The 23,839-nt window shown below is 61.7% G+C and carries 23 protein-coding genes; 12 read left to right on the top strand and 11 right to left on the bottom strand.

The genetic code is table 11. The features are described from left to right. From prfA to ACINK1_RS10785, 3 genes are all read left to right on the top strand, one after another. Positions 1-1,074 (top strand): peptide chain release factor 1, encoded by a 1,074-nt coding sequence (prfA, locus tag ACINK1_RS10795; RefSeq protein WP_376800370.1) that lies wholly within the window; start codon positions 1-3, stop codon positions 1,072-1,074. Position 1,075: 1 nt separating this feature from the next. Further along, the gene (gene prmC, locus ACINK1_RS10790) at positions 1,076-1,960 is read left to right on the top strand and encodes a peptide chain release factor N(5)-glutamine methyltransferase (RefSeq protein WP_376800369.1); all 885 of its coding nucleotides are present in this window, start codon (positions 1,076-1,078) and stop codon (positions 1,958-1,960) included. 376 nt (positions 1,961-2,336) lie between these two features. Then, positions 2,337-3,284 (top strand): DUF4167 domain-containing protein, encoded by a 948-nt coding sequence (locus ACINK1_RS10785; protein ID WP_376800368.1) that lies wholly within the window; start codon positions 2,337-2,339, stop codon positions 3,282-3,284. Positions 3,285-3,301: 17 nt separating this feature from the next. Here the strand turns inward: ACINK1_RS10785 and ACINK1_RS10780 are convergent, their stop codons facing one another. After that, positions 3,302-4,213 carry an MOSC domain-containing protein gene (locus tag ACINK1_RS10780; protein ID WP_376800367.1) on the bottom strand — a complete coding sequence of 304 codons (912 nt, stop codon included), beginning with the start codon at positions 4,211-4,213 and terminating at the stop codon, positions 3,302-3,304. 9 nt (positions 4,214-4,222) lie between these two features. Here ACINK1_RS10780 and ACINK1_RS10775 point away from each other — a divergent pair, with 9 nt between their 5' ends. The 7 genes from ACINK1_RS10775 (at position 4,223) to ACINK1_RS10745 (ending at position 12,021) form a co-directional block, all read left to right on the top strand. Next, on the top strand, positions 4,223-6,364 hold the full coding sequence (locus tag ACINK1_RS10775) for a primosomal protein N' (protein WP_376800366.1): 2,142 nt from the start codon (positions 4,223-4,225) through the stop codon (positions 6,362-6,364). Between the two features lie 245 nt (positions 6,365-6,609). Further along, positions 6,610-7,179: a F0F1 ATP synthase subunit delta gene (locus ACINK1_RS10770; RefSeq protein ID WP_376800365.1), complete on the top strand. Its 570-nt coding sequence runs from the start codon at positions 6,610-6,612 to the stop codon at positions 7,177-7,179. Continuing rightward, positions 7,179-8,708, top strand: coding sequence for a F0F1 ATP synthase subunit alpha (gene atpA / locus ACINK1_RS10765; RefSeq protein ID WP_376800364.1), 1,530 nt, complete (start codon positions 7,179-7,181; stop codon positions 8,706-8,708). Before ACINK1_RS10770 ends, atpA begins: the two co-directional genes overlap by 1 nt. Positions 8,709-8,774: 66 nt before the next feature. Continuing rightward, complete coding sequence (locus ACINK1_RS10760; protein ID WP_376800363.1) at positions 8,775-9,257, top strand: heme-binding protein; 483 nt, start codon at positions 8,775-8,777, stop codon at positions 9,255-9,257. Positions 9,258-9,278: 21 nt separating this feature from the next. After that, the gene (locus tag ACINK1_RS10755) at positions 9,279-10,157 is read left to right on the top strand and encodes a F0F1 ATP synthase subunit gamma (RefSeq protein ID WP_376800362.1); all 879 of its coding nucleotides are present in this window, start codon (positions 9,279-9,281) and stop codon (positions 10,155-10,157) included. Between the two features lie 25 nt (positions 10,158-10,182). Beyond that, positions 10,183-11,610 (top strand): F0F1 ATP synthase subunit beta, encoded by a 1,428-nt coding sequence (atpD, locus tag ACINK1_RS10750; RefSeq protein ID WP_376800361.1) that lies wholly within the window; start codon positions 10,183-10,185, stop codon positions 11,608-11,610. Between the two features lie 15 nt (positions 11,611-11,625). Beyond that, the gene (locus tag ACINK1_RS10745; RefSeq protein WP_376800360.1) at positions 11,626-12,021 is read left to right on the top strand and encodes a F0F1 ATP synthase subunit epsilon; all 396 of its coding nucleotides are present in this window, start codon (positions 11,626-11,628) and stop codon (positions 12,019-12,021) included. A 78-nt stretch (positions 12,022-12,099) separates the two neighbouring features. Here the strand turns inward: ACINK1_RS10745 and ACINK1_RS10740 are convergent, their stop codons facing one another. From ACINK1_RS10740 to ACINK1_RS10730, 3 genes are read right to left on the bottom strand one after another with little or no spacing between them, the layout of a single operon-like run. Beyond that, positions 12,100-12,588: a DUF1345 domain-containing protein gene (locus ACINK1_RS10740; RefSeq protein ID WP_376800359.1), complete on the bottom strand. Its 489-nt coding sequence runs from the start codon at positions 12,586-12,588 to the stop codon at positions 12,100-12,102. A gap of 22 nt (positions 12,589-12,610) precedes the next feature. Further along, entirely contained in the window at positions 12,611-14,233 is a 1,623-nt protein-coding gene (locus ACINK1_RS10735; RefSeq protein ID WP_376800358.1) for a GMC family oxidoreductase, read from the bottom strand. Positions 14,234-14,237: 4 nt separating this feature from the next. Beyond that, positions 14,238-15,734, bottom strand: a complete 1,497-nt coding sequence (locus tag ACINK1_RS10730) for a CoA-acylating methylmalonate-semialdehyde dehydrogenase (RefSeq protein ID WP_376800357.1) — start codon at positions 15,732-15,734, stop codon at positions 14,238-14,240. A gap of 506 nt (positions 15,735-16,240) precedes the next feature. On the opposite strand from ACINK1_RS10730, the gene ACINK1_RS10725 reads away from it, so the two are divergent. Continuing rightward, complete coding sequence (locus tag ACINK1_RS10725; protein ID WP_376800356.1) at positions 16,241-16,819, top strand: GNAT family N-acetyltransferase; 579 nt, start codon at positions 16,241-16,243, stop codon at positions 16,817-16,819. Here the strand turns inward: ACINK1_RS10725 and ACINK1_RS10720 are convergent. The 5 genes from ACINK1_RS10720 to sdhC are packed head-to-tail and all read right to left on the bottom strand — an operon-like array spanning position 16,816 to position 20,536. Beyond that, entirely contained in the window at positions 16,816-17,595 is a 780-nt protein-coding gene (locus ACINK1_RS10720) for a succinate dehydrogenase iron-sulfur subunit (protein WP_376800355.1), read from the bottom strand. The genes ACINK1_RS10725 and ACINK1_RS10720 overlap by 4 nt on opposite strands. Positions 17,596-17,642: 47 nt before the next feature. Further along, positions 17,643-17,864 (bottom strand): hypothetical protein, encoded by a 222-nt coding sequence (locus ACINK1_RS10715; RefSeq protein WP_376800354.1) that lies wholly within the window; start codon positions 17,862-17,864, stop codon positions 17,643-17,645. Positions 17,865-17,882: 18 nt separating this feature from the next. Then, positions 17,883-19,718 carry a succinate dehydrogenase flavoprotein subunit gene (gene sdhA, locus ACINK1_RS10710; RefSeq protein WP_376800353.1) on the bottom strand — a complete coding sequence of 612 codons (1,836 nt, stop codon included), beginning with the start codon at positions 19,716-19,718 and terminating at the stop codon, positions 17,883-17,885. 19 nt (positions 19,719-19,737) lie between these two features. Further along, entirely contained in the window at positions 19,738-20,124 is a 387-nt protein-coding gene (gene sdhD, locus ACINK1_RS10705; RefSeq protein ID WP_376800352.1) for a succinate dehydrogenase, hydrophobic membrane anchor protein, read from the bottom strand. 13 nt (positions 20,125-20,137) lie between these two features. Next, a complete protein-coding gene (gene sdhC, locus ACINK1_RS10700; protein ID WP_376800351.1) occupies positions 20,138-20,536 on the bottom strand; it encodes a succinate dehydrogenase, cytochrome b556 subunit in 399 nt (132 codons plus the stop codon). Between the two features lie 313 nt (positions 20,537-20,849). Between sdhC and ACINK1_RS10695 the strand changes: the two genes are divergently transcribed. Further along, positions 20,850-21,851 carry an alpha/beta hydrolase family esterase gene (locus tag ACINK1_RS10695; protein ID WP_376800350.1) on the top strand — a complete coding sequence of 334 codons (1,002 nt, stop codon included), beginning with the start codon at positions 20,850-20,852 and terminating at the stop codon, positions 21,849-21,851. Here ACINK1_RS10695 and ACINK1_RS10690 read toward each other — a convergent pair. Both ACINK1_RS10690 and ACINK1_RS10685 read right to left on the bottom strand, forming a co-directional pair. Next, a complete protein-coding gene (locus ACINK1_RS10690; protein ID WP_376800349.1) occupies positions 21,824-22,894 on the bottom strand; it encodes a MaoC family dehydratase in 1,071 nt (356 codons plus the stop codon). The genes ACINK1_RS10695 and ACINK1_RS10690 overlap by 28 nt on opposite strands. A gap of 15 nt (positions 22,895-22,909) precedes the next feature. Further along, the gene (locus ACINK1_RS10685; protein WP_376800348.1) at positions 22,910-23,812 is read right to left on the bottom strand and encodes a CoA ester lyase; all 903 of its coding nucleotides are present in this window, start codon (positions 23,810-23,812) and stop codon (positions 22,910-22,912) included. Positions 23,813-23,839: the final 27 nt, after the last annotated feature.

Here is a 23,839-nt window from a genome sequence, read left to right as displayed (position 1 = left end):
ATGCTGGGAGAAGAAAAACTCGCGGGGCTGATTGCCCGGCTCGATGAGTTGACGGCGCGTCTGGCCGAAGGGCCGGGGGGCGATGTTTTCACGCAATTGTCCAAGGAATACGCCGAGCTTGAGCCGGTGGCGGCAACAGCGCGCGCGCTGATGGCAAGCCGGCGTGAGCTGGCCGAGGCGAGGTCTCTTGCCGAGGACGCCGCAAGCGAAGCCGACATGCGCGCCATCGCCCGCGAAGAGCAGGAGGCGCTCGCTCAGCGTATTGCGGCGCTTGACCATGAGCTTGCGGTGCGATTGCTGCCAAAGGACGCGGCTGATGAGCGGGGCGCCATCCTCGAAGTGCGCGCTGGAACGGGTGGCGATGAAGCCTCGCTGTTTGCGGGCGATCTTGTGCGTATGTATGAGCGCTATGCAGCGCTCAAAAACTGGAAATTCGAGGTGCTGTCGGTATCGGAGGGGACGGTGGGCGGTTACAAGGAAGCGATTGTCTCGATCGTCGGCAAGGGCGTCTTTGCCCGCCTCAAATTCGAATCGGGCGTCCACCGGGTCCAGCGTGTGCCGCAGACCGAAACGTCGGGGCGCATCCACACCTCGGCGGCAACTGTTGCCGTGCTCCCTGAAGTCGAGGATGTCGACATCAACCTGGACGAAAAGGACCTCAAGATCGAGACCATGCGCGCTGGCGGGGCCGGTGGTCAGCATGTCAACAAGACCGAGAGCGCGGTGCGCATCGTTCATCTCCCGACAGGCATCACCGTGGTGCAGATGGATGAGCGTTCGCAGCATCGCAACCGCGCCACAGCAATGAAAATTCTGAGCGCCCGCGTTTATGAGCTTGAGCGCGGCAAGCTTGATGCGGCGCGGGCGGCCGAGCGGCGCGGGCAGATCGGCAGCGGGGATCGCTCGGAGCGGGTGCGCACCTATAATTTCCCGCAGGGGCGTGTCAGCGATCATCGTATCGAACTGACGCTCTACAAGATCGACAAGATCATGATCGGCGAGGCGCTGGACGAGATCATAGACCCGCTGATCAGCGAGCATCAGGCGCAATTGCTGGCGGTCAGCAGCAATTGACATGGCGTCCCTTGCGCAGGCACGCCGCGACGGCGCCGATCAACTGCGCGCCGGCGGCATCGACACACCTGATCTCGATGCCCGGGTGCTGCTTGCGGCGGTGGCGGGCGTGGAGCCGGGCGAAATCCTGCTGCGTGGCGACGTCGAGATAAGTTCGGCCCAGCAGGATGCTTTCGCCGCGCTGGTCAAGCGGCGCCTCGCGGGTGAGCCGGTGGCGCGCCTGTGCGGATGCAAGGAATTTTGGGGGCTTTCCTTTGCGCTGGCGCCATCTAGCCTGGTGCCACGCGCTGATTCAGAAACGCTGGTGGCGGCGGGGATCGATTATTTGCGCCGCTGCGGCCTTCAACACCCGCGCCTGCTCGATCTGGGAACCGGCCCTGGCACGCTTTTATTGTCGCTCCTTCATGACTGCCCGGCGGCTGTGGGCGTCGGGATTGATTGCAATGAAGAGACGCTGCGGACGGCGCGGGGCAACGCGCACGCTTTCGGCGTCGGCGCGCGGGCCCATTTCATGTGCGGCGATTGGACAAAGGCGCTTGCGGCAAGCAAATTTGATCTCATCGTCTCCAATCCTCCCTATATCCGCAGCGCTGACATTGCGGGGCTTGCCCCTGAGGTGCGGATCTACGACCCTCATCTGGCACTCGATGGCGGTATCGACGGTCTTGCGGCTTATCGCCAGATCCTGGGGCAGGTGCGCCCCTTCATGAATCCGGCAAGCCTGCTTTTGCTCGAAATTGGCGATGATCAGGATGTAACGGTCGGGACGCTTGCCTGCGCACATGGTCTCGATGTTGCGCCCGATGTCCTGCGCGACCTCAGTGGCCGGGCGCGCGTCATCCCTGCCCGCCTGGCAGATGGTGCGGGGGCGCAAAAATATGTTTGAAAAAATGCCCGGAGGGATTAGTGTCTGTGTAGAATCGGCTTCTATAAACGCGGTGGCGTGCTTTGCTTCCGCATTCCGGGACTTGCTTGAGGCGCGCAGATGAGGCAGAAGCCTGGTGCCGCGCGCTCGCACTGACCCGGCCCATCCGCGAAACCGACTATCCGCGAGACCTTGATCGAACCGACAACCCATCGACGTGATCGAACACCACTCTGACCGGTAACCGGTAGGTCGTATGGCAGGACACGGGGTGTCGTGCCGCAACGGCCTTGCAGCTTGCTGTTGACGTCGAAGCCACGAGTTTTAGGGCGGTCTGAACTTCTCTAAGCATTTTTCTGAATTCTTGCCGTTTTCTAACCGAGGAGCGACTACGCTCATGAGACCTGGCCAGCACAATAACAATAAGCGCATGCGTGGGCGCAATAACAACAATAACAGCAGCAATCACAACCAGAACAATAATCGTGGCAAAAGCCCGAATCCGTTATCTCGTGTCTATGAATCGAATGGTCCGGATGTCAAAATCCGGGGAACTGTTCATCACGTCATCGAAAAATACATGCAATTGGGGCGCGATGCCCAGGTATCAGGCGATCGGGTGACTGCCGAAAGCTATTATCAGCATGCGGAGCATTATTTCAGGGTTCTGGTCGCCGCCCAGCAGGCGATTTCGCCGCATCTCGTGCCCTCGATCCGTGTCGATGACCAGCCTTACGATGAAGAGGCCGAGGACCGCGAGGGCGGACAGCGCCCGATGGAGGGTGAGGCAAGCCAGGCGGGCGGCTATCAGGCGCAGGGCGGCAATCAGGGTGATGAGCGCCGTGAGCGTCAGGACTATCAGCATCCGGACCAGCAACGTGCCGATCAACGCCCCGACCAGCAGCGCTATGAGGGCCGGGGTCGCCCCTACCAGGACCGCAACTATCAGAACCGGCAGCCGCAGGCGGGGGGCGACAATGCCGACCAGCCTGCCGGCGAGTTCCCGCTGCGCGAAGAAGGCCAGACGTCCGGCGAGCGCCGCGAACGGGCGCCGCGCCCCGAGCGCTTCCGCCGTGAGGAGCCGCGTCGTGACGAGGTTCGGCGCGACGAGCGCAGCGACGTCATTGCCTCGCCCGAGATTGCCGGGACAGTAGTTCCCGCACCGCCGCATGAACATGAACCGGTGGGAGAAGGGCGTGAGCCCGGCCTGCCGTCATTCCTCACGCGGGGACGTCGGCGCGGACGGCCTGCCTATCGTCGCGCGGACACGGAGGAGGGCGGAGAGGCCGCCGAAGCGCCTGCCAAATTGCCCGATACCGAGCCCGACCTGCCGCCTGCCAAATGAGAGTGCTTCAAGGGGTTTTACGCTGGCGCATCACCGCCTTCCCTGGTGATCATGGTCAGCCTGTCGCCGGCAGCAAGCCTGCCTGATCGCGTGACGCGCAGATAGATGCCACAATCATGATGGGCGAAGTGCTGCTCCAGCAGGCGCAGCATATCGACGTCGCGCTCGCCGGACAGAGGGTTAACCTGGGTGGCGGCACAACGGTCGGTGCGCTTGATGCCGACGAGTTCGGCCTCGCCAATGCGCAGGCGACAGTCGACGAGATCAAATTCCTGCCATGGCTTCAGACCATCCACGTAAATATTGGCGCGAAAGCGTAGCGGATCGACGGTTTGGCCAGCGATTCGCTCAATCTCGCGCAATGACGCGGCATTGATCAGCGAGACGAACCCTTTCGTGGAATCCATGAAATGATAGCCTGGCGACGACAGCAGGCGTAAATTTCCACGGGCCTCGGCGCCAAGGGTGCTGGTCAGGAACGCCTCAATCACCGCCCGGCCATCCGCGCTTGCCAAGTCTGCTTCGACATGGCGGCCATCGGGCGCACGCAAGGACAAGACCTGCCTCACGTCGTCGTAACGGGATTGGAAGCGGGCAAGGATGCCATTGCGCGCGAGCATCAGATATCTGGTCTTCGGCTGATGGGCAGGGGCCGTTTCGTCGAAACCGGAAGGTCCGTTTTCAATTGCAAACAGACGATCGCCGGGAAAACATCTATCGGCCGCAAGCGTGACATCGGTCAAAGGCTGCGGTGAAAATCCTTTGAGCGGATAGCGATAGAGACCGGTGACGGTCGCGCTAATCGTCGATATGTCCATGGCAGCGGCCCCCCTGTCGCTTGACCTATCGATCATGGCAGACATTGCCTTGTCCAGCGCAACGTCCGCTGCCACCAGAAGGAAGCGACCATTAGCGACCAGCCGCTCCATCTCGTTTCCGTGTTGCTGCCTTTGGCGCTCGAGCGTCCTTACACCTACGGCGCCCATCAGGCTCTTGCTGCTGGAACACTCGTCGAGGTGCCGCTTGGTCCGCGCCACGTCGTCGGCTGTGTGTGGGACAGCGCGGTGGACGAGATCGAGGCGGGCAGGCTGCGTTTCGTGCGCGGTGTCATTGATGCGCCACCGCTGCCATCCGGCCTGAGGCAGCTCATCAGCTGGGTCGCCCGCTGGACGATGGCACCGCTTGGCATGGTGCTGCGCCTTGCGCTGCGGGCGCATGAGGCCGGAGAAAAGACCGCATCGCCGCCGAAATTGCTGCGCTGGACAGGCGTTGAGCCGGCCAAGACGACGGCAGCACGTCAGCGGGTTATCTCCCTCCTCAGTGATCGTCTTGCCCGCCGCAAGGCTGATATTGCCGGCGAGACAGGGGTTTCAGGCGCGGTGATCGAGGCGCTGGTGAAGGCCGGCGTGCTGGAGAGCATCATCGCGCCGCGCGTGCCACTGCCGCTGCCGCAGGCTGATTTCATGACGCCGCACTTCAATGAAGCCCAGAGCCTCGCAGCTTCTGCCCTGCGCGATATGGTCGCGGCCCGCCGGTTTTCCACCACGCTTTTGCATGGGGTGACGGGGTCAGGCAAAACAGAAGTCTATTTCGAGGCGATTGCCGCGACGCTACGCCAGGGACGCCAAGCGTTGGTGCTTGTTCCCGAAATTGCCCTGACAGGGCAGTTTCTTGATCGCTTCGCCGGCCGTTTCGGCGCACGGCCGGTTGAATGGCACTCGGAGGTGCCGGCAGCGCAACGCCCGCGCCTGTGGCGCGCTGCTGCCTCCGGGGAAGCGCAGGTGGTGGTTGGCGCGCGCTCGGCACTCTTCCTGCCATTTTGCGCTCTGGGTCTCATCGTCGTTGATGAGGAGCATGATCCCGCCTTCAAGCAGGAAGACGGCGTTGCCTATCATGCGCGTGACATGGCGGTGGTGCGTGGGCGCATCGAGCACATTCCGGTTGTTCTGGCATCTGCGACACCATCGCTTGAGACCTATGTCAACGCCGATAGGGGACGCTATCATCGCATCGCGCTGGCGCAGCGCTACGGCGCTCGGGCGCTGCCCCACCTCAAAGCGATTGACCTCAGGCGTGATCCGCCCGCCAAGGGCCGCTGGCTGTCGCCGGTGCTGGTGGAGGCGCTGGCGGGGCGGCTGGCCCGCGGTGAACAGGCGCTGCTCTTTCTCAATCGTCGCGGCTATGCGCCGCTCACCCTGTGCCGGGCCTGCGGCTATCGCTTCGGCTGCCCGTCATGCAGCGCGTGGCTGGTCGATCATCGCTTTCGCCGCGAGCTGCAATGTCATCATTGTGGCTATGCACAACCCGTCCCGTCCGCCTGTCCGTCATGCGGCGTTGCTGACAAGCTGGTGGGTGTGGGGCCCGGTGTGGAGCGGGTGGCGGAAGAGTTGGCGGAGCGATTTCCGGCAGCCCGGCTGTCGGTCCTGTCCAGCGATATGGCGGGCGGTCTGGCGCGACTGAAAAGCGAGATTGGCGCGATTGAGCGCGGCGAGGTTGATCTCATCATCGGCACCCAGCTGGTTGCCAAGGGGCATCATTTCCCCGGGCTGACGCTGGTTGGCATCATCGATGCTGACATCGGCCTTGCCTCGGGCGATCCACGGGCGGCCGAGCGCACGTTCCAGCTTCTGCATCAGGTGGTGGGCCGGGCGGGGCGGGGCGAAATTGCCGGGGAAGCGCTGGTGCAGACGCACGCACCCGAGCACCCGGTGATGGCAGCGCTCCTTACGGGAGACGCTGATCTCTTCCTGCAGCGCGAGGCCGAGCAACGGCAATTGGCTGGTCTGCCGCCCTTTGGCCGCCTCGCCTCGCTGCTGATTTCGGGGCCCGACAGCGCGGCCGCACGCGCCCATGCGCGCGCGCTTGCGCGCGCGGCACCGCCTGACGGCGCGGTCAGAGTGCTGGGCCCGGCCGAAGCGCCGCTGGCCCTGCTGCGCGGGCGCCATCGTTTCCGCCTCCTTGTCAAAGCCCCGCGGGCTTATGATCTCCAGAACTATATTCAAAGCTGGCTTGCGGCGGCACCCAAACCGTCCGGCCGTCTCAGGGTCAGTGTCGACATCGACCCGCAGAGCTTTCTGTGAGTTGCGAGACCTGGGGGAGGATGCTTGGGAGGAGACCTGGCGGAATTGTTGGCGCGCCGGGGCTTTTAGCCCGGTTGCACCGCCCAAACATGCATGCTAGAGCACGCGCGCTTTGACAGGCGGACGGGGTCTTCTCCGGCTGTTGTTAAATGACATTCTTTCAAGCCCTCCGAGGATGAAAGCACGCGCTTGACGCGGGTCGTCTACCTTGGAGCCGGGCGATTTTTCAGTGGGTTGGCCGTCTGATGGATTCCGTAGCTGGCGATCAAAATCCGGGTTCTGGGGTAGCTGGCCGCTATGCGCGCGCCCTGTTTGAACTGGCGGAATCAGCCCAGGCGAGCGAAGCAACGCTCGGCGAGCTTGAGATATTCGCGCGCGCCCTGCATGAGAGCAGCGATCTGCAGAGGCTGGTGACGTCCCCGCTCTTTTCCAGCGAGGCACAGCTTGCCGCCCTGCAGGCGCTTCTGCCCAAATTCGGCATTGGCGCGCTTGCGGGGAATTTTCTCAAGCTTCTTGCCCGCAACCGCCGTCTTTTTATTGTAGAGAGTGCCATTGCGTCGTTTCGCGCCCTGCTGGCGCAAAAGCGCGGGACAACGGTCGCCGATGTCGTCTTGGCCGAACCGTTGAATGACGCGCGCGCGAGCGCTCTCAAGGTCGCCATCAGCCAGGCGCTGGGCAAGGATGTCACCCTCAACACCAGGATCGATCCGTCCCTGATCGGCGGGCTCACCGTCAAGGTCGGCAGCCGCATGATCGATACTTCCCTTAAAACCAAATTGTCGCAGCTCAAGATTGCATTGAAAGAGGTCCGCTGATGGACATTCGCGCCGCTGAAATCACTTCCATCCTCAAAGAACAGATCCGCAATTTCGGCGAGGCCGCCGAGGTTGCCGAGGTCGGTCGCGTGCTGTCGGTTGGCGATGGCATCGCGCGCGTCTATGGCCTGGATAACGTCCAGGCCGGCGAGATGGTGGAATTTCCCGGCGGCATCAAGGGCATGGCGCTCAATCTTGAAAGCGACAATGTCGGCTGCGTGATCTTCGGGGCTGACCGCGAGATCAGCGAAGGCGATACGGTGAAGCGCACCGGTGCCATCGTTGACGTGCCGGTCGGCAAGGGGCTGCTTGGCCGCGTGGTTGACGCGCTCGGCAATCCGATCGATGGCAAGGGACCGATTGTCGCCAGCGAGCGCAAGCGCGTTGACGTCAAGGCGCCCGGGATCATTCCCCGCCGCTCCGTTCATGAGCCGATGCAGACCGGCCTCAAGGCCATTGACGCGCTCATCCCGATCGGGCGCGGACAGCGCGAGCTGATCATCGGCGACCGCCAGACGGGCAAGACGGCGGTGGCGCTTGACGCCATCCTCAACCAGAAGCCGATCAATCAGGGGACGGATGAGCAGGCCAAGCTCTATTGCGTCTATATCGCCATCGGCCAGAAGCGCTCCACCGTTGCCCAGCTTGTCAAGGTGCTGGAAGAAAACGGGGCGCTGGAATATTCGGTGATCGTTGCGGCAACCGCCTCCGACGCCGCACCCATGCAGTTCCTGGCACCCTTCACGGGTTGTACGATCGGCGAATATTTCCGTGACAACGGCATGCACGCGCTGTGCGTTTACGATGATTTGTCGAAGCAGGCGGTTGCCTACCGCCAGATGTCGCTGCTGCTGCGCCGCCCGCCGGGCCGCGAGGCCTATCCGGGCGACGTGTTCTATCTCCATTCGCGTCTGCTGGAGCGGGCCGCCAAGCTCAATGCCGATCACGGCTCTGGCTCGCTCACCGCGCTGCCGATCATCGAGACGCAGGCCAATGACGTCTCGGCCTATATTCCGACCAATGTGATTTCGATCACCGACGGTCAGATCTTCCTTGAAACGAACCTCTTCTTCCAGGGCATCCGCCCGGCGGTCAACGTTGGTCTTTCAGTGTCACGTGTCGGCTCGGCAGCGCAGATCAAGGCGATGAAGCAGGTCGCTGGCGCCATCAAGGGTGAGTTGGCGCAATATCGCGAAATGGCAGCGTTCGCCCAGTTCGGCTCCGATCTTGATGCGGTGACGCAGCGCCTGCTGGCGCGCGGCGCGCGCCTCACCGAACTGCTGAAGCAGGCGCAGTTCTCGCCGCTTAAAGTGGAGGAGCAGGTGGTGGTGATCTTCGCCGGCACCCAGGGCTTCCTTGATCCGCTGCCGGTCAACAAGGTCGGCGCCTTTGAAACGGGTCTGCTGCGCGCCATCCGTGGTTCGAACCCGGAAATCCTCGACGAGATCCGCACCAAGAAGGAAATTTCCGACGATCTGCGCGGTCGCCTTAAAACAGCGATCGACAGTTTCGCCAAGAGTTTTGCCTGAGCCAGCTTCGAGCATCACAAAAACCTTCACCTCGACATGGGTCGGGGGTTACCACGGGAGAGACCAATGTCACGTTTGATCGTCGGTATTGCTGTAGCCCTGCTCGCCATGACCAGCCTGTCGGTTGCCCAGACCCCGGCCGCGCCACCGCCGCCCTACGGCCTGTCGATTTCCTTTGATATGGCGAAAAAGATGGTCGATGCGGCGGAAGCGGAAGCCCGGAAAAACAATTGGAATGTGGTGATCAGCGTTGTGGATACGGGCGGACATGCGGTCTATCTGCGCCGCCTTGACGGCACGCAGACGGCCAGTGTCGCGATCGCCCAGGGCAAGGCATCGTCAGCTGTTGCCTATCGGCGGCCCACGAAGGCGCTGGAAGACGCGTTGCAGCAATCGCCGCGTCTGCTCGCAGTTCCTGGCATCATGCCGCTTGAAGGCGGGCTGCCGATCGTCGTTGATGGCAAGATTATCGGTGGCATCGGCGTGTCAGGTGTTCTCTCGTCGCAAGATGCCATGATCGCGTTGGCTGGGATTGCCGCCCTCAAGTAAATCGGGAACCAGGACCTCTTCATGGCCTCGTTAAAGGACCTCCGCCTGCGTATCGCCTCGGTTAAGGCAACGCAGAAAATCACCAAGGCGATGCAATTGGTCGCCGCTGCCAAGCTGCGCAAGGCGCAGCTTGCGGCGGAGGCCGCGCGCCCCTATGCCGAGCGCATGGAGAAGGTGCTCTACGGCCTGTCTTCGACGCTCAAATCATCGCCTGGCGCGCCGCGCCTGCTGGCGGGCACGGGCGCCAGCAAGGTCCACCTTCTGATTGTCTGCACGGCTGAGCGCGGCCTGTGTGGCGGGTTCAACAATTCCATCGTCAGGATCGCCCGCGAGCGGGCGTTCGCCCTGTCATCTGAAGGCAAGGACGTCAAGATCCTGTGCGTCGGCAAGAAGGGCAATGATGCGCTGCGGCGCAATTTTGCCAGCTGGATCGTCGGACTGGTTGAACTGCGTGGCGTCAAGCAGATCGGTTATGTGAATGCCGATGAGGTTGGCAAGCGCGTGCTTGCCATGTTCGAGGCTGGCGAATTCGATATCGCCACGCTCTTTTACGCACGCTTCAAATCGGTGATTTCGCAAATACCGACAGCAACGCAGATCATCCCGGTTGAAGTCCCGGCGGATGCGGCGGTCAAGAGCGACGGGGCTGCCTATGAATATGAACCGGATGAAACGGCGATCCTGAGCGATCTTCTGCCGCGTAACATATCGGTGCAGATCTTCCGGGCGATGCTTGAAAATGCCGCCTCCGAACAGGGCGCTCGCATGAGCGCCATGGATAACGCCACGCGCAATGCCGGCGACATGATCCGCAAGCTGACGCTCACCTATAACAAGACGCGTCAGGCGCAGATTACCAAGGAACTCATCGAAATCGTCTCGGGCGCTGAAGCGCTCTGATTAAGCCTTATGTGAGGATTGAACCATGGCTACAGCCACCGCCGCCCACGGCAAGATCGCCCAAGTCATCGGCGCCGTCGTCGACGTGCAGTTTGACGGCGATTTGCCGCAGATTCTGAACGCGCTCGAAACCAGCAATCTCGGCAACCGCCTGGTTCTGGAAGTCGCCCAGCATCTGGGCGAGAACACGGTGCGCTGCATTGCGATGGACTCGACCGAAGGTCTGGTGCGCGGCCAGCCGGTGACCAACACCGGATCGCCGATCGAGGTGCCGGTGGGCGAGGGGATGCTCGGGCGTATCGTCAACGTCATCGGCGAGCCGGTCGACGAAGCAGGCCCGGTGACGCACACGGTCAAGCGCGCCATCCATCAGCCGGCGCCGGAATTCGTCGACCAGTCGACCGAAGCGCAGATTCTTGAAACCGGCATCAAGGTCGTCGATCTGCTGGCGCCTTATGCGAAGGGTGGCAAGATCGGGCTCTTCGGCGGCGCGGGCGTCGGCAAGACGGTGCTCATCCAGGAGCTGATCAACAACATCGCCAAAGCGCATGGCGGCTTCTCGGTGTTTGCCGGCGTTGGCGAGCGCACGCGCGAGGGTAACGACCTTTACCACGAGTTCATCGAATCGGGTGTCAACAAGAAGGGCGGCGGCGAGGGCTCGAAATGCGCGCTCGTCTACGGCCAGATGAACGAGCCGCCGGGCGCACGCGCGCGCGTCGGCCTCACCGGCCTCACGGTTGCCGAATATTTCCGCGACCAGGGCCAGGACGTGCTGTTCTTCGTCGATAATATCTTCCGTTTCACCCAGGCTGGTTCCGAAGTCTCGGCCCTGCTCGGCCGCATCCCCTCGGCGGTGGGCTATCAGCCGACACTTGCCACTGACATGGGCGCGCTGCAGGAACGTATCACCACCACGACCAAGGGTTCGATCACCTCGGTGCAGGCGATCTACGTGCCAGCCGACGATCTGACCGATCCGGCGCCTGCGACCTCGTTTGCGCATCTTGATGCCACCACGGTTCTCAACCGGGCGATTGCCGAAAAGGGTATTTACCCTGCGGTCGATCCTCTCGATTCAACTTCGCGCATGCTGGAGCCGCGGGTCATCGGTGAGCGTCATTACGGCGTCGCGCGCCGGGTGCAGGAAATTCTCCAGCGCTACAAGGCGCTGCAGGATATCATCGCCATTCTCGGCATGGACGAGCTGTCGGAAGAGGACAAGATCGCGGTTGCGCGTGCCCGCAAGATCGAGCGCTTCCTGTCGCAGCCCTTCTTCGTCGCCGAAGTGTTTACCGGCTCGCCCGGCAAATATGTGAAGGTCGAGGATACCATCAAGGGCTTTGAAGGCCTGTGTGATGGCAAGTATGACCATCTGCCGGAAGCGGCCTTCTACATGGTCGGCACCATCGAGGAAGCCGTCGAGAAGGCGCAGAAGCTCGCCGCTGCGGCGTAAGGACGGAAACGACCAATGGCGGATGCCTTCAAATTTGAACTCGTCTCGCCGGAACGTCTCGTTCTGGCTGTTGATGCGCGCTCCGTCGTCGTGCCGGGCAGCGAAGGCGAAATGACCGTACTCGCCCGTCATGCGCCGCTGATGTCGACGCTGCGTCCAGGCGTTCTTGTGGTTGAGGGTGATGGCGGCACGCGGCGCATCTTCGTTGGCGGCGGGTTTGCAGAAATTGGCGCGCAGGGTCTGACGATCCTGGCCGAGGACGCGCAGGCGGTAGAGGATATCGACCGCTCGAAGCTCGAACAGGACATGCGTAACGGCGAAGAGGATGTCCGCGACGCCAAGAATGATGAGGCGCGACGACTGGCCGCCGTCAAACTTGAGCGGCTGAAGGCGATGGCGGCTGTCATATAGGCGCTGCGTTATATGCTCTTAAATTATGCTTTTCGCGGGCTGTCAGCGAAAACCGGCGTCCACTTTTTGCCGCATAGCCTAGCCGGCAAGCCCGGCAGCAAGATTTATGGCCAGCGCCAGCACGGTTGCATTGAAGAATAATGATACAATCGCGTGGATTGTTACCAGGCGGCGAATGATCCGGCTCAGGATGGCGACATCGGAAGTTTGCGATGTGGCGCCAATCGACGTGGAAAAATAGAAGAAATCCCAGTAATCGGGGAGTTCGTTGCCGGGAAACTCAAGCGCGCCCTTGCTGCCGGATCTGACCGCCGCCGCGTAGTGCTCATGAGCGTAATGGATGGCAAAAAGCAGCTGGGTGATGGTCCATGAGATGGTGATCGTTATGGCCGCCACCGCAAAAACGATGAGCCTGGTGGCACCTACCGCATCCCTCGCCTCGCCCAGCATACCGATGATGGCAGCGTGGTGGGGAGAACGAGCAACGACAGAATACCGACCGCACCGGCAGCGATGATACGCGGGTGCAGGATGAGCGAGCGGTAGAGCGCAATCGGGCGGTACCATGCCAGCCGGCGTTGCTGTTGTCTTACTGGCGCTGATCCTCCAGCACCATGGCGGCGCCTCTGGCAGCGATCATGATGGTTGGCGTGTTGGTGTTACCTGATGTGATGGTTGGCATGATGGAGGCGTCGATCACCCGCAGGCCGCTCAAGCCGATGACACGCAGACGCTCATCGACGACTGCCAGCGGATCGCTCGCCAATCCCATCTTGGCGGTACCCACCGGATGGAAGATCGTGGTGCCGATATCGCCGGCAGCCCGCGCCAGGCTCGCCGCGTCATCACCCACATCCGCGCCGGGGAGCCGTTCTTTCGGCTGAAAGCGCGCCAGCGCCTTTTGCTGCATGAGGCGACGGGTGAGGCGGATGGCATCTGCCGCCACCTGCCGATCCTCGTCGGTCGACAGGTAGCGGGGAGCGATCAGCGGTTTGTCGAGCGGATTAGCCGAGCGCACACGGATGGTGCCGCGCGAGGTCGGGCGCAGATTGCAGGCCGAGACGGTGATCGCTGGAAAGCGATGCAGCGGATCGCCGAATTTGTCGAGCGACAGCGGCTGGACATGAAACTGGATGTTGGGGCGCTCATGGGTGGTGGAGGAGCGGGTGAAGATGCCAAGCTGCGACGGCGCCATGGTGAGCGGGCCGCGCTGGAAGAGCGCATAGTCAAGCCCCATGCGCGCCCGCCCGATCAGCGAATGATAGGTCTCGTTCAACGTCCTGACATTGGCTACTTCATAAATGGCGCGCTGCTGAAGATGGTCCTGGAGATTGCGCCCGACGCCTTGACGATCAAGCGTGACGTCGATGCCAAGTGCGCGCAACCACTCCCCCGGTCCGATCCCGGAGAGGTGCAGAAGCTGGGTCGAGCCGACCGAGCCGGCGCACAAAATCACTTCACGGCGCGCCAGCGCCTCACTCACCTGACCGTTATGGCGATAGCGCACGCCGACCGCCCTGCCGCGATCGATGATGATCTGTTCAGCCAGCACGTTTGTCTGCACCAGCAGATTTTGCCGGGCAAGGACCGGCTTCAGAAAGCCGCGGGCGGCCGACCATCTGACACCGCGCTTCTGATTGACATGAAAGGTGCCGACGCCCTCATTGTCACCTGTGTTGAAATCGCTCGTGCGCGGCACGCCCATTTCAGTGGCAGCGTCGGCCACCGCGTCGAGAATATCCCAGCGCAGGCGGGCCTGCTCCACCCGCCATTCTCCTCCTTTGCCATGATAGGCGGTGTCGCCCAGAAAATGATCGTCAAGCCGGCGAAACTCGGGCAGAACATCGTCCCAGCCCCAGCCGGCAAGGCCAAGCTGGCGCCAGTGATCGTAATCGGCCGCCTGGCCGCGCATCGAGATCATGGCGTTGATGGCAGATGAGCCGCCGATGACCTTGCCGCGCGGGTAGGCGAGAGAGCGGCCATTGAGGCCGGGTTCGGCCTCGGTCCTGAACATCCAGTCAGCGCGGGGATTGCCGATGGCAAAAAGATAGCCGACGGGAATGTGGAACCATATCCAGTTGTCGCTGCCACCAGCTTCCAACAGAAGGACGCGATTACGCGGATCAGCCGAAAGCCGGTTCGCGACCACGCAGCCGGCAGAACCCGCGCCGATGATGATGTAGTCAAAAGCCGGCGCGGCCGGCGCGGCCATTGCCTCAGCCCATCGTCGGGATGACGAAGCTTGCGCCGTCCTTGATGCCCGATGGCCAGCGCGAGGTGACGGTCTTGGTCTTGGTATAGAAGCGGATTGAATCGGGTCCGTGCTGATTGAGATCGCCAAAGCCCGAGCGCTTCCAGCCGCCAAACGTGTAATAGGCAAGCGGCACTGGAATCGGCACGTTGATGCCGACCATCCCGACATTGACCTTGGCGGCAAAATCGCGCGCCGCATCGCCGTCGCGGGTGAAGATGGCAACGCCATTGCCCAGTTCATGGTCGTTGGCCAGTTGCAGACCTTCGTTGTAATCCCTGGCGCGCACCACGGAGAGAACGGGCCCGAAAATCTCCTCTTTGTAGATGCGCATGTCCGACGTTACGTCGTCAAACAGGCAACCACCCATGTAGAAGCCGTTCTCGTAGCCCTGCATCTTGAAATCACGGCCATCGACGGCGAGGCGCGCACCCTCTTTCACTCCCAGATCGACATAGGCCTTCACCTTGTCGAGATGGGCCTTGGTGACGAGTGGTCCAAGATCGGCGGAGGGGTCGGTCGATGGGCCGATTTTCAGACTTTCGACGCGCGGCACCAGGCGGCGCATCAATTCGTCGGCCGCCTTCTGGCCGACCGGCACGGCGACCGAGATGGCCATGCAACGCTCGCCGGCAGACCCGTAGCCGGCGCCAATCAGCGCATCGGCCGCCTGATCCATATCCGCATCCGGCATGACGATCATGTGGTTCTTGGCGCCGCCGAAGCACTGTACGCGCTTACCCGTGGCGCTGGCGCGGGAGTAGATATATTCGGCGATCATGGTTGAACCGACGAAACCGACCGCCCTGATCTCGGGATGATCGAGGATGGCGTCGACCGCTTCCTTGTCGCCGTTCACGACGTTCAGCACACCTGGCGGCAGGCCGGCATCGATCAACAGCTCGGCAAGGCGCATCGGCACGCCGGGATCGCGCTCGGACGGCTTCAGGATGAAGGCATTGCCACAGGCCAGCGCCGGGGCGAATTTCCACATCGGGATCATGGCCGGAAAGTTGAAGGGTGTAATACCGGCCACCACGCCCAGGGGCTGGCGCATGGAATAAATATCAATGCCGGGACCGGCCCCTTCCGTATATTCCCCCTTCATCAGATGCGGAATGCCGATGGCAAATTCCACCACTTCGACGCCTCGCTGGATATCGCCTCTGGCATCAGGAATGGTCTTGCCATGTTCGCGCGCGAGCAACTCGGCCAGTTCCTCATTGTTGCGGGCGACGAGATCGAGGAATTTCATCAGCACACGGGCACGACGCTGCGGGTTGGTGGCAGCCCATCCCTTCTGTGCCTCAGCGGCGTTCGTTACTGCAGCGGCAAGTTCGGCCGTTGATGCCAGCGCGACCTTGCCGATGACGTCGCCTGTCATCGGCTGGAAAATATCAGCGTAGCGGTTCGAGGTGCCGGCAACATGTTTGCCGCCAATGAAATGGCCGACGGTGCGCATGGGTGTTTCCTGTTTCGGGTTTCTTATGATTCAATTGTCGATGGTTCAGGCCCAAGTTTCAACCTCGCTTTTGGCGCCAGGGCAAGAAGGATCGCGATGCCGCCATAGCGTTGGGGCACTTGTGTTAGGGGCGTCTCCATCAGGAGGCCGTGCGCGCAAGCAGCGGATGGTCGAGACCACCAGCGCCCGGTCGGTTCATGATGATGGGGTGGCCGGGGATGCCGGCGCTGCGGCCTGACCCATTTGCTGGTGGCAATGTTTTGGAATGAACGGGACGGCACAATTGGCCGCAATCGAGCTCAAATGAACGAAAATGATCATTTTCTACCGTCTAGGCTGCGGAAATGTGCGTATTTGCCGGCATGATCTTGCTCATACGATTAATGTCATTTCTATGTTGCACTGCACAAATATTTCACTTGCCGTTCAGGCAGTGAAGCACCATATGACGTCAGGGGAATCGCCACGGGTTCAGATCGACACGAGGATATCGTGAGGAGTTTGCAATGCCGGGTAGTTTTATTGGACGTGGTGCCATCAGGCGCCTGTGGCCTGCTGATCGTGAGGCGTTCGCCGCTCATTTACTCAGACTAGATAGCGACAGCCGCAGGAAACGTTTCCAGGGTTTCGTTTCAGACAGTTTTCTCCAAGGTTACGCAGAGCGCTCGATCAAGACACTGACCGTCTTTTACGGGTATTTCGACGCTGGCACATTGCGGGCGGTGGCGGAGCTGCATCTCATCCACCCGTCATGGCCAGCGCAGGCGGAGGCCGCCTTCAGTGTCGAGGCTTCTTATCAGGAGCATGGGATCGGCTCTGAGCTTTTCAAGCGGATTATCGATGCCGCGCGCAATCGCTCGGTGAGCGATGTCACCTTTCATTGCCTGACCAGCAATTCGGCGATGCGTGGCCTGTGCAAGAAATTCGGCGGCAAAATCGTCTTCGATCAGGACGAGGCGGTCGGCACCATCCCCTCATCCATGCCAACGCCGATGTCCCTCATGCGCGAGGCGATCAGCGGCGGTGTGGGCATTGCCAAGGCGATGCTTGACGAGGAATTGCGGCTCATCAAGGCGGCGGGCTAGACCCGCCGCTCCACCATCATCTTCTTGATCTCGGCAATCGCCTTGGCCGGATTGAGCCCCTTGGGGCAGGCCTGGGCGCAATTCATGATGGTGTGGCAGCGATAGAGGCGGAAGGGGTCCTCGAGATTGTCCAGGCGCTCACCGGTCGCTTCATCGCGCGAATCGATCAGCCAGCGATAGGCCTGCAGCAGGACGGCAGGGCCGAGATAGCGGTCGCCATTCCACCAATAGCTCGGGCAGGAGGTGGAACAGCAGGCACACAGGATGCACTCATAAAGCCCGTCAAGCTTCTCGCGCTCCTCGCGCGATTGCAGCCATTCCTTTTCAGGTTCCGGCGAAACAGTATGAAGCCAGGGTTCGATGGAGGCGTGCTGGGCATAGAAATTGGAGAGATCCGGCACCAGATCCTTGATCACCGGCATGTGGGGCAGCGGGTAGATGGTGATGACCGGGCCGACCTCATCCATGCCGCGCGTACAGGCGAGGGTGTTAGCGCCGCCGATATTCATGGCGCAGGAGCCGCAGATACCTTCGCGGCACGAGCGGCGGAAGGTCAGACCGGGGTCAACCTTGTTCTTGATCCAGATGAGCGCATCGAGAACCATCGGCCCGCAATCATCGCGATCGACCAAATAGGTGTCGAGGCGCGGGTTCGATTCACCGTCCGGATCGTAGCGGTAGATGCGGAATTCAGTGGTGCGTGTGGCGTTGGCCGGCTTTGGCCATGTCTTGCCGGTAACGACACGGGAATTGCGGGGGAGTGTGAATTCAGCCATGGGCCTGCTGTTCCGTTCGGTTGAAGTCTTTCGTAAGAAGGCGTTACTCACGCATCGGCAAGTTCGAGCCGCTTTTCGATGCGATCAAGGCGGCGCTCCATGTGATCGAGCCGGACATCAATACGCACGATATCGTCGCGAATATTGGCCGTTTGCCGTTCAACCGAGCCGACACGCTGGGTCAGATCGTCAAGGCGGTTCTCGATCCGGTCAAGCCGGGTGTCCATGCGGCGCAGGAGTTGCAAGACGAGGTTGTCCGGTTCGCTCATGTTGCGCCTTACGCTTTCTCAATACACCCGCGCCTTCGGTGCGATGTACACGATGTCGTTTGACATCGTGTAGGTGTGCACAGGCCGGTAATCGATCACGATTTTTTTTGTCCTGTCGTCAGCCCAGCACAAAGTGTGTTTCATCCAGTTCTTGTCATCGCGCTCGGCATAATCCTCACGCGCATGCGCGCCACGGCTCTCGGTACGGTTGACGGCTGATTCGAGCGTCACCACCGCCTGGGCGATGAGATTGTCGAATTCGAGCGTCTCGATGAGATCGGAATTCCAGATGAGCGAGCGGTCAGTGGTGCGAATGTCATCAGCGCCCGACCAGACCTTGTGGATCTTGCTGTTGCCGGCCGCCAGCGTTTCGCCGGTGCGGTAGACAGCGCAATCAGCCTGCATGATCGCCTGCATCTCGGCGCGCAATTCGGCGGTGGGTGTGGCGCCCGAGGCATGGCGGAAGCGGTCGAGGCGCTCGATGGCGAGCTGCCCGTCCTTTGCGGACAATTCCGGCTGCTTCTCGCCGGGCTTGATGGCTTCAGCGCAGCGCAGGCCGGCGGCGCGGCCAAAGACCACGAGATCGATCAGCGAGTTCGATCCCAGCCGATTGGCGCCATGGACCGAGACGCAGGCCGCCTCGCCAATCGCCATCAGGCCGGGGACGACGGCGTCCGGATCTCCGTCCTTTTTCGTCAGCACCTCGCCATGATAATTGGTGGGAATGCCGCCCATATTATAGTGGACGGTAGGAATGACCGGGATCGGTTCGCGTGTGACATCGACACCGGCGAAAATCTTGGCGCTTTCGGAGATGCCCGGCAGGCGCTCATGCAGGATTTTCGGATCGAGGTGGTCAAGATGCAGGAAGATGTGATCCTGTTTCTTGCCGACGCCCCGCCCTTCGCGGATTTCCATGGTCATGGCGCGCGAGACGACGTCACGCGAGGCGAGGTCCTTGGCCGATGGCGCGTAGCGTTCCATGAAGCGCTCGCCAGCCGAATTGGTGAGATAGCCGCCTTCGCCGCGCGAGCCTTCGGTGATGAGGCAGCCGGCGCCGTAAATGCCGGTCGGGTGGAACTGCACGAATTCCATGTCTTCCAGCGGCAGGCCGGCGCGCAGCACCATGGCGTTGCCATCGCCGGTGCAGGTATGGGCGGACGTTGCCGAGAAATAGGCACGGCCATAACCGCCGGTCGCCAGGATGGTGCGGGCGGCTCGGAAGCGATGCAGCGTGCCATCATCCATTTTCAGGGCGACGACACCGCGACAGGCGCCTTCGTCATCCATGATGAGGTCGATGGCGAAATACTCGATGAAGAAATCGCACTGATTGCGCAGCGATTGACCGTAAAGCGTGTGGAGGATTGCATGGCCGGTGCGGTCGGCGGCAGCGCAGGTGCGTTGTGCTGTTCCCTTGCCGTAATTGATGGTCATGCCGCCAAAGGGGCGCTGGTAGATCTTGCCTTCCTCGGTGCGCGAGAACGGCACGCCCCAATGGTCAAGCTCGTAGACGGCGGCAGGCGCGTTGCGCACAAGGTATTCAATCGAATCCTGATCGCCCAGCCAGTCCGCGCCTTTCACCGTATCGTACATGTGAAAGCGCCAGTCATCCTCGCCCATATTGCCAAGCGCCGCCGAGATGCCGCCCTGCGCTGCCACAGTATGCGAGCGGGTGGGAAAGACCTTGGTGATGCAGGCCGTTTTGAGGCCGGCTTCGGAGCAGCCGACCGCTGCCCGCAAGCCCGCACCGCCCGCGCCCACCACCACCACGTCGAAGGTGTGATCGATAAAGCGGTAGGCCTTGCCATTGGTCATGGGGGTCGCCTTGCCGTTTGCATGTCCGTCGGCCATGAGAGTTCTCCGAGCTGCTTCAGACGCCGAAGCTGAGCTTTAATATGGCAAAAACAGCCGCCAGCCCGACGATGATGGCAAAAAAGGTATTGGCCACGATGGCCAAGATCCTGGCGCCTTCGCCATGAATGTAGTCCTCGATGATGACCTGCATGCCAAGACGCATGTGGATGACACCCGATAGAACCACCAGCAATAGCACGATGGCGATGAGAGGATGAGCGACAAGAGCGCGCGCCTCGTCATGGGATTTGCCAACGCCGATGATCAGAATGGCGATGAAGGCAAGCAAGAGCGGGATGTTGGCGATCGCCGTCAGGCGCTGCTGCCAGAAATGATCGGAGCCGGTCCTGGCAGAACCAAGTCCGCGAACCTTGCCGAGCGGGGTGCGCATGGGTGCGGTCATGATGGCGATCTCCTCAGCGGACGATGAAGACAATTGCCCAGACGGCAAGTGTCAGCAGGAGAGCAATAAGCCAGCCGGCTGCAGCCAGACGCCGGGCGGCAGCGACCGACAGGCTGGCGCCGGTATCCCAGATGAGGTGGCGCAAGCCGCCCATCATGTGCTGCATCAGGGCCCAGGTGTAGGCAAACAGAATCAGCAGGCCGAGAGGGCTGCCAGCCAGTTTGGCGAAGGTGGCGTAGGCTTGAGGCCCGCTGGCTAATGCCAACAGCCAAAAAACCACCAGGCAGGTGCCAAAATAAAGGCCCGCGCCGGTGATGCGGTGGACGATGGATGAGGCCATCAGCAGGCTGAAGCGATAGATCTGCAGATGCGGAGACAGGGGGCGTGAGGCTGGCAGAACCGATCTGGACATAGCAAGGGTAACCCTTCGAGGACAACAAACCCATGTCGCGCCGCCCGGTTCGCGTCAATGCGACAAAGGCTGCATAGGTCAAGGCGTCAGCCGAGCGGCGATGGTACCAGAGCCGCGTATTGTACAAAACCGGCCATATACTGATCGTGATTCCAACAAAAGCACCGTCACCACTAGCGCTAACGCCGTTAGGGACGGCTGGCAACGCAGTAATGCTGCTTAAAGCATAATGAAGGATAGGGGTGCGTCTGTTTATCTGCCGTTCATGCAGTCTCATCGTAAATATACGCATCTCTGGGCTGGAGAGCGAGTGATGTTGATGGCTGCGAGGGGCTGGCATAAATTTGTGAGGCTGAGAATAGCCCTGCTGATGGCTCTGGGTTTGCTGTCGGGCGTGCATGGAGTGGCCCATGCCAGCGAAACATGGATGTTTCCATCGGGCGGCTTTCAACGCCGTGTCCTGATTGATCGCCCGCAAGGGGAGCAGGCACGCCCGCTCGTCATCGTTCTCCATGGCAACGCACAGCGCCCCGAGGATGTACGCGGGCGAATGACCTGGCAGGATCTGGTCGCCAAGGGCGAGATTGTCGCCGCCTTTCCCGAAGGCATCAATCTGGCGTGGATGGACGGGCGGGCGCCGGAGGCCTTCCTTGGCCGGCGCCCCGTAGCCGGTGTGGATGATGTCGCGTTTCTTGTTTCGCTGGTCGATCATCTGGCGGGAGAAGGGATCGTTGATCGCAAACGCGTCTTCGTCACCGGCCTGTCGAATGGCGGTCTCATGACGTACAGGCTGCTTTGCGAGCGGGCGGATGTATTTGCCGGCGGGGCGGCGATTGCCGCCAGTCTGTGGCCGGGTCTGGCACAGGCATGCCATCCGCAGCAGCCGCGGCCAATTCTGGTCATGAACGGGACGAATGATGGGGTCATCCCTTATGACGCGACCGACCCGGCGTCGATCACGCGCGGCAAGGTCTATACCGTTGGCACGCAGGAAACCGTGGTGCACTGGCGCCGGGCCAATGGCTGTCTGGATGACATGGCTGCCCGGGCGATGGCGGATACCGATCCGAGCGACCAGTCAACAGTGACGCATATCGTGTGGAAATGCCCGCCGGGCAAGGCTGTCGAACTTTACCGCATCAATGGTGGCGGTCACCGCATACCAGCGCTCGCCGCCACGTTGCAGCGCGCAGGCATCGATATCCATTCCGGGGGGCAGAATCTCGATATCGATTCGGCGCATGAAATCTGGCGGTTCTTTTCCAGGGCGACGCCGGATGTGGTGGCTCAGCGTCGGGGCATCAACACCCAATAGTCGAGATCAAGGACGATGGCGGGATCATACTGATCTTTATCGTCGCGTTTGGGGAAATCAGCGCAGGGACGATTTTTTGTGGCGATCAGGCGCAGGCGCAGCGCGCCGACATCGCGGCGATCCGGCACCTCGGCCTTGTCGAGAATGCGCGTCCACGCAAACACCGTATCACCGGCAAAGATCGGCGCTACATGACGCCCGCCATTGATGGCGGCGATGCAAAAGGCATTCGCCAGCCCGTTGAACGAGAGCGCCCGGGCAATGGCGATGATATGGCCGCCATAGACCAGTCGGCGGCCGAAGCGATTTTGTGATTCGCTGTGCTGGTTGAAGTGAACCCGCGCCGTGTTCTGGTAGAGGCGGGTGGCGAGCTGGTGCTCGGCCTCCTCCACGGTCATGCCATCGACATGGTCGATCTTTTCACCGACGGTGTAATCATCCCAGGTGTAGGGCTGGCCGGCGCGTACATAGTCATAATTCTCCATCGCCAGCCGGGGCAGCACCTCGGCGAAATGGTCGGGCCTGACGACCGATGGCAGGGTGGGGATCAGCGGCTGGGGAGCGGGTGATGCCTTGTCGCGCTTGCGCACCATCACCCAGCGCACATAGTCAAGCACTGGCGTGCCATCCTCCTTGAACCCCTGGCTCCTGACATAGACGACGCCGGTTTCGCGGTTGGAATTTTCCTTCAGACCGATGATTTCAGAGCGCGCGTGGAGCGTCTCGCCGGCATAGACCGGGCCAAGGAAACGGCAGGCGGCATAGCCGAGGTTAGCAACGGCGTTGAGGGAGATGTCAGGAACGGTCTTGCCGAAGACGACGTTGAAGACAAGCATGTCATCGAGCGGGCTTTGCGCGTAGCCGATGGCGCGTGCGAAGGCTTGCGAGGACGTCACGGCAAAGCGGCTGCCATAAAGGGCAGTCGCCAGTGTCGCGTCTGCTTCTCCCAGCGTGCGCGGAGTGGCATGATGGATGATGTCGCCGTGGTGAAACTCCTCGAAGAAGCGGCCATACTCCGTCTTGTCGCTGCGGCTTGGTTGCATGACAGTGCTCTCCCTTCACGCCGCCCGGGCGGCAATGGCATCGGCAATGGCGACGATGCGCGTGGCGATCTCGGCATGGAGCCGCTCAACCATCCTGCCCTCGACCGTCAGCACGCCTTTGCCTTTCGCCTCGGGCGCGGCGAAGGCGGCGATGATCTGCCGGGCCAACGCCACTTCGTCGGCAGCGGGTGCGAACGCCTCATTGGCGATGGCGATCTGGTCGGGATGGATCAGCGTCTTGCCATCCATGCCAAGGTCACGCCCCTCGATGCATTCGCGGCGCAGGCCCTCATGGTCTTTGATGGCGGTGAAGACACCATCGAGGATGTCGAGGCCGTGGCTGCGGGCTGCCAGCACGCACAAAGACAGGGCGGTGAGCATGGGCGCCCTGCCTGGCACGAGGCGGGCGCGGGTTTCCTTGGCCAGATCGTTGGTGCCCATAACGAGAGCTGCAAAGCGGCTGCCATGAGGCTCTCGCCGGGCGCGTGCGATGCTCTCGGCGTTGAATATGGCGGCAGGCGTTTCCATCATCGCCCACAGGGCGATCGATCGTGTCGTATCCAGCGCCTCAAGGCGATGGCCTGCGGCCAGAATGTCGCCGCCCGTCTCGACCTTGGGGATGAGGATGGCATCGGGGCCCGCGGCAGCGATTGCGGCAAGATCAGCCTCGCCCCAGGGGGTTGCAAGCCCGTTGATGCGCACAACCACTTCGCGGCGGCCGAATGATTTTGCGCCCACCGCGTCAGCGATCTGCTGGCGCGCCGTGTCCTTGGCATCGGGCGCCACGGCGTCCTCAAGATCGAGGATGAGTGCATCGGCGGCAACGGTTCTTGCCTTCTCGAGGGCGCGCGCGTTAGAGCCTGGCAGGTACAGCACGCTGCGGCGCGGACGCAGGTTTTGTGCAGGAGCAGTGGACATCGTTGAACTTTCCAACTTTAAGGGAAT

This window comes from Raskinella chloraquaticus (SeqCode) (assembly GCF_021731865.1).
Lineage (GTDB): Bacteria > Pseudomonadota > Alphaproteobacteria > Rhizobiales > UBA4765 > Raskinella > Raskinella chloraquaticus.
This window is presented reverse-complemented; position numbering and strand designations above follow the sequence as displayed.